This is a genomic window from uncultured Shewanella sp., from assembly GCF_947495455.1.
Lineage (GTDB): Bacteria > Pseudomonadota > Gammaproteobacteria > Enterobacterales > Shewanellaceae > Shewanella.
On the sequence record NZ_CANLZC010000041.1, the window covers coordinates 35,724 to 44,720 of the forward strand.

The following is an 8,997-nucleotide window of genomic DNA, read 5'->3' on the forward strand; positions in this document are numbered from 1 at the left end:
AAAAAAGAGGAGAAGTGCATGGGAACTCATAATAGAACAACAAGTAATCAAGGGTATTTTAATAAAACAACACCAATAAAGGCGGGTGATAAAGTAGCCATTGTCGGGTTGGCAGCCTTGTATCCCAAGGCAGGTGATGTTGATGTTTTTTGGCAAAACTTAATTGATAAAAAAGATGTTAGAACGGCGCTGACTCAGAATGAATTAGGTGATGATGTGAATGCTTATTTCGGCAAACGTGGCCAAAGCGACCGTTTTTATTGCGGTAAAGGCAGCTATATACGTGATTTTCATTTTGATGCAAAGGGTTACAAATTGAATGAAACGCTTTTACAGGGATTGGACAAAAGTGCATTGTGGGCGTTGGATACTTGTCGTAAGGCGTTAATTGATGCAGGTATTGCATTATCGTCGACGCAATTAAGGAGAGCTGGCATTGTCATGGGGGCACTGTCTTTTCCCACTAGGTTGTCCAATCAGGCTTTTTTACCTTTGTATCACACAGTGATCGAAAAAGCATTGAATAAGCGCTTTGACCTTAAAAAAGATCAATGTCTTAACTTGACGCGTAAGCTTAATAAAGCGGCATGGAAGATACCGCAAGCAGCTGGTGGTGATTATGCTGCAATAATGGCAAATGCCTTAGGGTTAGGTGGTGTGCATTTTAATTTAGATGCAGCCTGTGCTAGTTCAGTGTATTCGTTAAAACTGGCTTGTGATTATCTACATCAACATAAAGCTGATGTGATGTTAGCTGCTGCGGTTTCCGGGGCGGATCCTTTTGTTATTAATATGGGGTTCTCTCTATTTCATGCTTATCCTGATAATGATATCTCAGTGCCTTTTGATCCCCGTAGCCAAGGATTGTTTGCAGGAGAAGGCGCCGGTGTATTGGTTTTGAAAAGGCTCAATGATGCTATTAAGAGCCATGATCATATTTATGCTGTTGTCGATGGCGTGGGACTTTCTAATGATGGAAAAGGGCAGTTTGTGTTAAGCCCAAATACTAAAGGGCAAGTTAAAGCTTATGAGCGTGCATACTGTGCCAGCAGTATTTCACCAAAAGAAGTGGAAGTGGTTGAGTGTCACGCGACAGGAACGCCCCTAGGGGATAAAGTCGAACTCACTTCTATGGAGCAGTTTTTCAGTGATAAGTTAGAGGGCAGTCCCGCGCCATTAATTGGTTCCGTGAAGTCAAATTTAGGCCATTTGCTCACCGCCGCAGGCATGCCTGGAATGATGAAAATGATCTATTCGATGAATACTGGTCAGTTGCCTCCCAGTATTCATATTGAACAAGTGATGTCATCACCTAATGGATTGTTTGCTGAACATTCTGTTTTTAATGAGGTGATAGATTGGCCTGATAAAAAAGATAAACAAAATGGCCATAGAAGAAATGCAGGAGTGTCCGTTTTTGGTTTTGGTGGCTGTAATGCTCATTTGGTGTTGTCTTCATTTCAGCCTGTGTCAGAAGAGGAAAGTCAGGCGTTTGCCATTGATTCAACAAGTCAAGCCGAAATGGAGGTTCAAACAGTACAACCTTTGTTTGTGACAGGACTGGCTGCGCATTTTGGTCCTTTTGACGATATTTATGCGCTAGATAGTGCGATAAAAAACAAACAAGATGGTTTTATTCGCTTACCAACACAGCGCTGGAAAGGCATAGATAAGCATGCTGATATTTTGGCTGACTTCGGTCTTAAAGCGGTGCCGAAAGGGGCTTATATCGATCGCTTTCAATTAGACTTTTTACATTTTAAATTACCCCCTAATGAAGACGATAGGTTGATCCCGCAACAGTTATTGTTAATGAAAGTGGCGGACGAAGCGATACGTGATGCAGGTTTGAAAAGCGGCCAGCATGTTGCGGTATTGGTCGCAATGGAAACTGAATTAGAATTACATCAGTTTAGGGGGAGAGTCAATCTTCACACTCAATTGCTACAAAGCTTAAAAGCACAGGGCATTTCGCTGACCAATGAAGAGTATCAAGCATTAGAAGCTATCAGTATGGATAGTATTTTACCTGCAGCTAAGTTGAATCAGTATACGAGTTTTATCGGTAACATAATGGCCTCTCGTGTGGCGTCTATTTGGAATTTTTCTGGCCCTGCTTTTACCGTTTCGGCCGCGGAGCAGTCTGTTTCACGTTGCCTTGATATTGCGCATAACTGGCTTTCTCAAATCGATGATAATGATCCATTAGAAGCCGTGGTTATTGCGGCTGTGGATTTAAGTGGCAGTATCGAAAAAGTGTATACCACTAATCAAATGCAACCTGTGGCCATTGATCCTCATGATGCCGTTAAAGGGCTTAAGGAGTCGGTTGATGCATCTGCTGCTTCTCATTGGAATGTGGGAGAAGGGGCGGGGGCATTTGTCGTACAAGCACAAAATCATCTGGCGCTGAAACAAGTATATGGCGAAATAGTAGAGTTTGTCTCTCATGGAAAGCAAGCATTGATGCAGCCTGATCTCGATGCGGCTAGGTTAGAGGAGGTGTCATGTATTGAATCGAGTATTGCGCCTAGTTTACATGTGAAGCCATTAAATGCTCAGTTAGAGGCGTTAAAGTTGCAATTTCCAGAGGCTCAATATTCTAAAATGAGTGACAGGGCGGGTCATACCTTTGCGGCAGCTGGAATGGCAAGTTTACTGCATTTATTGTTGCACATGCGTGCCATCCCTATTAAACAGCAAATTAGCGATCATGTGCATGGCTTGATGAATGTGATGAGTGAAGATGAACAATCTTTACTGTTAGTTAGGCAAACTAAACAGCAGCAAGAATTCCTTGAGAGGCGCGTTTTATCTGGCATAAAACCTGAGGATAACCTTAAGCCCAACAAACCTTCTGTAGAACTCATAAAAGAAGTGGTCTTAGGAGGAAAAGATATTTTTCAGACTCTTTTGAATGCCGAACTAAAAGAAGAAGCAGCAATTCAATTAAAGATTAATGAATGGCTTGCTTGTCGTCCAATAGTGCCATCTGAAAAACTGTCAGTAGCGACTTGTCAGGAAAAGTCAGTGTCTCGTTTTTTCGAGTTAATGGCATCACATCATGAGTGTATTCTGGCCACTGAACTTGAGATGGAGGCAATGGGGCGAGGGAAAGGTAAAATGGGCTTGAGTGCCAGTCATTTGACTCAAAGCAAAGGAGACACTTATCTTCAGACATTATTACCGCCTTATTTAACACAAGGTCATGCAATGCAAGACGTGCACAGTGCTTTTTTGACAGCAAGCGAGCAAGCTTTGTTATTAAGGAGCAAAGAGTTACAGTTGAAGTATTGTGGAGCCGAGCATGATTTAAAGGCAAGTATTGAGCATAATCACTTAATACAAACGCCCTCTTTGCAAGTGAGCGAGCCATCAAAAGAGAAAAGCTGTATTTGGAACTTTGAAGATTTACAGGAATATGCAGAAGGCAATATTGCCAATGTATTTGGTCCTGAATATGCAATTATTGATACTTATGCTCGTCGCGTTCGTCTTCCTACAACAGATTATTTACTGGTCTCAAGGGTAACCAAACTTGATGCCACTATTCATGAATTTAAACCTAGCTCGATGACCACTGAGTACGATATTCCAATCGATGCACCTTATTTATTGGATGGGCAAATATTATGGGCAGTTGCTGTTGAGTCGGGTCAATGTGATTTGATGTTAATCAGCTATTTAGGCATAGATTTTGAGAATAAAGGCGAGCGTGTTTATCGATTGTTGGATTGCAGTTTGACCTTTCTAGGTGATCTACCTCGAGCGGGAGACACCTTACGCTATGATATTAAAATTAACCATTTTGCTCGTAATGGAGACACCTTGTTGTTCTTTTTCTCTTATGAGTGTTTTGTTGATGACATTATGATTTTGAAAATGGATGATGGATGTGCAGGCTTTTTTACTGATGGGGAATTAGCCGATGGAAAAGGGGTGATTAAGACTGAGGCAGATATGGCTGCTAGAGAACAAGCGCGAAAGCAAGTTCGAGAAAAGTTTACCCCTTTATTGCATTGTGAAAAGCGCTCTTTTAATTTGGATGAGATCTGTCAGTTGAGTGAGGCCAATTTAGTTGGGTGTTTTGGCGAAAGTCATCTTGTTAATGGGCTTAAGCAAAGGTCATTGAGTTTTACATCTCGACAGTTTTTAATGATTGAATCTGTCAGTCAAGTCGATATCAATGGAGGGGCTTGGGGACTTGGGTTTATTGAGGCCCATAAATCTTTAGCGCCAGATCATTGGTATTTTCCTTGCCATTTTAAAGATGATCCTGTCATGGCGGGGTCTCTCATGGCTGAAGGGTGTGGCCAGTTATTGCAGTTTTTCATGTTGTATTTAGGCATGCATACATTAACACAATCGGGCCGCTTTCAACCTCTGGTAGAGCTTACGCAAAAGGTAAGATGTCGAGGACAAGTCGTGCCACAATTTGGTCAACTCACTTATCAAATGGAAATTACTGAAATTGGCTTGACGCCTAAGCCCTATGCAAAAGCGAATGTTGATATTTTATTGAATGGTAAAGTGGTGGTGGATTTTAGGGATTTGGGGATTGTGTTAAAAGAAGAGCAAGAGTGTCGACGTTATCGAGGTCATCAGCAGTTATTTGCTAATGGCCCGCAAAGATCCTCGAATAACGCGCCTTTAATGCATAAAATGAATGACTTACATGCGAATAAAAATAAAGGGGTGATTCCGTTTAAACATGTTCCCGCACCAGTGATACCCGATTATTTAAATCGTGAGCCCAATACTTTACCTTTTACGCCTTATCATTTCTTTGAATTTGCAACAGGAGACATTGAAAAGTGTTTTGGTAAAGATTTTGCAGTTTACAAGGGCAGGATCCAACCAAGAACGCCTTGTGGCGATTTACAACTCACCACAAGAGTGATTGATATACAAGGGACACGAGGTGTGATAAATGCTGAGGCATGGTGTATTGCTGAATATGAAGTACCTCATGATGCTTGGTATTTTAGGCAAAATAATCACCCAGCTAAAATGCCTTATTCGATTTTAATGGAAATTTCCTTACAGCCGAATGGTTTTATTTCTGCTTATATTGGCACCACTTTAACGATAATGGATGAGGATTTATTTTTTCGTAATCTAGATGGTAAAGGGGGCTTGCTTCGTGAAGTGGATTTACGGGGAAAAACCATAGTGAATCGTTCAGTGCTGTTATCGACTGTGATCGCTGGAAAGAATATTATTCAGCGTTTTACTTTTTCATTGAGTTGCGATGATGAAGTGTTTTATGAGGGCGAAGCATCTTTTGGTTATTTTACTCAAGAAGCATTAACTCACCAACTTGGGTTGGATAATGGCCGCAAAACACAAGCTTGGCACCATGAACATGATTGTAAACCCGATCATCAAATTAACTTGCTGAAAAAGCCTGAACATTATTTTGTTGGTCGAGCCGAGCAGCCTTATTTCAGGCTTGCAGGTGGTCAACTTCATTTCATTGATGAAGTTGATATCCTTGAGAAGGGGGGAAGTCATGGCTTGGGTTACGCTTTTGCAAAGCGAAAGATCGATCCCAGTGATTGGTTTTTCCAATGTCATTTTCATCAAGATCCTGTCATGCCTGGCTCTTTAGGTGTCGAAGCGATTATTGAATTAATGCAAGTTTATGTGATTAATCAAAATTTAGGCGCGAGTTTTCACAACCCTAAAATTAACCATATTCTCTCAGAAATTGAATGGAAATACAGAGGTCAAATAAACCCGCTTAATACGCATATGTCAGTGGATGTTCACATTACCGATATTCGTCATGAATTGGGCAGAAAAGTCATTATTGGTAAAGCGAATTTAAGTAAAGATGGTTTGCGGATCTATGAGATCAATAATATTGCCATTTGTATTGAAGAAGCCAGTGATTAAGCCTATCACCTTAGATCCATATAAAATGAGGTATTAAACGATGGAAAAAACCAAGCTCAGTGAGCACCCCTTATCTCCATGGCCTTGGCAAATAAATATCTCAAATGTGAGTTTTGATTTGGCAGAAATGTCTAAGCAACTTAAAAAATTGAGTTTAGGATGTTATTTGGTCAATCACAATAATAAAGGCTTAGGGATAAGTCAAAAAGCATCCGTTATGGATCCCCATGATTTTGATAAGCATACTGCTTTGAATGAAGAGCCTGTTTCTACCCATAATACTTATTTATCAGTCAGTGCTTTTTCACCTGCGTTGGGGACACAAAGTTTAGGGGATCGTCATTTCAGACGTGTTCATGGTGTGAAATATGCGTATTATGCAGGCTCTATGGCCAATGGCATTTCATCAGAAGAGCTGGTTATTGCTTTAGGTAAAGCTGGTATTTTATGCTCTTTTGGCGCAGGCGGATTAGTCAAAGAACGCGTGGAGCAGGCGATAAGAAACATTCAAGCAGCCTTACCTAATGGCCCTTATGCGTTTAATCTATTGCATAGTCCGAGTGAGCCTGCGATGGAAAAAGCCAGTGTTGGATTATTTTTAAAATATAAAGTACGGACAGTGGAAGCGTCGGCTTTTTTAGGGTTAACACCTCAAATTGTGCATTATCGAGCGGCGGGCTTAAGTCAAACTCCTGATGGACAAATATGTATTGAAAATAAAGTGATAGCTAAAGTGAGCCGCGTCGAAGTGGCGCGACATTTTATGCAGCCCGCTCCTGTTAATCTATTACAAGATTTAGTCAATCAAGGTTTGATCACTAAGCAGCAGATGTTGTTGGCGCAAAAAGTGCCTATGGCAGATGATATTACTGCAGAAGCGGACTCTGGTGGTCATACAGATAACCGACCATTGGTCACCTTGTTGCCCACTCTATTGGCACTTAGAGATAGTATTCAAGCAGAGTTTCAATATAGTAATCCATTACGGGTTGGTGCGGGTGGCGGTATTGGCACGCCCAGTGCGGCACTTGCGGCATTTAATATGGGAGCGGCTTATATTGTCACAGGATCAATCAATCAAGCCTGTGTAGAAGCTGGGGCCAGTGAGCATACACGAGCGCTTTTATCAACAACCGAGATGGCCGATGTCACTATGGCACCTGCTGCTGATATGTTTGAAATGGGCGTTAAATTACAAGTGGTTAAACGGGGAACCTTCTTTCCTATGAGGGCCAATAAATTATACGATATTTATAGCCGTTATGATTCCATTGAAGCGATCCCCAGTGATGAGCGAGAGAAGTTAGAAACGCAAATATTTAGGCGAAGTTTAGATGAAGTGTGGCAGGGCACGGTCGACTTTTTTAAGGAACGTGATCCTAAGGTTCTTGAACGAGCCAGAAGTCAACCTAAACGAAAAATGGCGCTTATTTTTCGTTGGTATCTGGGATTATCCAGTCGGTGGTCCAATATAGGGGAAGCGGGCCGAGAAATGGATTATCAAATTTGGGCAGGCCCTGCGCTTGGAGCTTTTAACCAATGGGCTAAAGGCAGTTATCTCGATGATTACCAATCTCGTCATGCAGTTGATATTGCTAAACATTTACTTTATGGCGCCGCGTATTTGAACCGCATTAATCATATTACTGCTCAAGGGATTAACTTGCCTGTGGCGTTGAGACGATGGCGGCCGACTAAAAGGATGATATAAATTCAATTTAAGTTACCTGATGTGATGCCGCAGTGAGTGAGGAGAGTATCACATCAGGTTAAGCCAATAAGTGTTTATTTGAAAAGGTGTTACTGTACTCGCTCCCAGCGGATCCCCTTGGCTATGATTTTGCGTTTTTTGACAGGATCCGGCTCGGTACCTAATAAATGGCAGAGAAAATGTAGGCTATTAATATATAGGGGTACCCAAAAGGCGATATGTGTTTTGACTATGGGTTTGACATCGCTTTTTTTCATTGAAGAGGATGTTAAATCGGTCACTTTATTTGAAGTGATATATTTTGGGGCATTATCCATGAATCTTGCTCCTTTATTGTCCATAAAACATAAAAGAGTGTTTGTTCCTATTCCCTTATAGAGATTTATTGCTTATTCAGTTGCAAACAGAACCTATGATGCACTCTTTTGAATGTAAAGATTAACTTTCATAGGCTGTATATAAGTTGAATTGATTGAAATTTAAATAGAAATGGACAGTTTTAGGTCTGATTTACCCCATTGTTAACCCTTAGGCGATAGTGACTAATCGTATTAGTGTGTCGCTAAGGAGGCGAGTATCTCAAAGATAATCCCTAAAGCAATAACGGTAAAAATAATGCCTGTTACCAGATTAATGAGGGGCGTCAGGCGTTGAAGTTTAGTTTGAATATGGGCTTTAGACAGAAACAGACTCAGAAGACTAAACCATAAAAGGGAGAGGATAAAAAGCAATGCGACACTGGCCGCTTGAGTGCTAAGGCTGACGGCTGGCGTGATGAGGGTTGAAAATAAGGTAATAAAAAAGATGAGTGCTTTTGGGTTGAGTAAATTAGTCAGCAGCCCTTGCCAAAACCCTTGAAGTAGATTGATAACTGGAGCCGATACAGTATTATTTTTAGTGGTTTGTTGGGCTGAAAAATGGGAAAAAGCCGCCTTTAATGCGTGAGTGCCTAACCAGCCAAGATATGCAGCGCCCATAAGCTGAACTAAAGTAAATAGCACGAGCGAATTATGAATGACTAAACTGACCCCCGTTAAACTTAAACTTGTGAGTATGAGAATGCCAAATGAAATACCCAATGAACTCGCCAGTGCAACAGGGCGTGTTTGTTGAGTGGCTATTTTTACCGTTAGGGCGAAGTCTGGACCTGGACTCATTAATGCTAAACTGTGAATAATGGCCAGTGTGGTGAGTAATTCAAGATCCATATTGTTCTTTTTCTCATTTATGCAATTGTTGATACCCTTCATTTTGAGTCATAGCCCTATCAAGGTATTGTAAAAAATTGCAAGGATTAGGGTCTAATACTGGTCAGTTAATAATTTGGACGATCAATTGAACGATCTTTCAGATACGGTATAAAGACCTCTACGTTGTATGGAGGTCAT

Annotated in this window: 4 protein-coding genes; 2 read left to right on the forward strand and 2 right to left on the reverse strand. The window is 41.1% G+C overall.

Annotated features, from left to right (window positions below; translation table 11 throughout):
• Positions 1 to 18 precede the first annotated feature (18 nt).
• A complete protein-coding gene (locus Q0791_RS12225; protein WP_299006616.1) occupies positions 19 to 5,898 on the forward strand; it encodes a beta-ketoacyl synthase N-terminal-like domain-containing protein in 5,880 nt (1,959 codons plus the stop codon).
• 40 nt (positions 5,899 to 5,938) lie between these two features.
• Positions 5,939 to 7,609, forward strand: a complete 1,671-nt coding sequence (locus Q0791_RS12230; protein ID WP_299006618.1) for a PfaD family polyunsaturated fatty acid/polyketide biosynthesis protein — start codon at positions 5,939 to 5,941, stop codon at positions 7,607 to 7,609.
• Between the two features lie 89 nt (positions 7,610 to 7,698).
• Here Q0791_RS12230 and Q0791_RS12235 read toward each other — a convergent pair whose 3' ends face one another.
• The gene (locus Q0791_RS12235) at positions 7,699 to 7,926 is read right to left on the reverse strand and encodes a hypothetical protein (RefSeq protein WP_299006620.1); all 228 of its coding nucleotides are present in this window, start codon (positions 7,924 to 7,926) and stop codon (positions 7,699 to 7,701) included.
• 234 nt (positions 7,927 to 8,160) lie between these two features.
• Positions 8,161 to 8,817 (reverse strand): LysE family transporter, encoded by a 657-nt coding sequence (locus tag Q0791_RS12240; RefSeq protein WP_299006624.1) that lies wholly within the window; start codon positions 8,815 to 8,817, stop codon positions 8,161 to 8,163.
• Between the last annotated feature and the right edge of the window lie 180 nt (positions 8,818 to 8,997).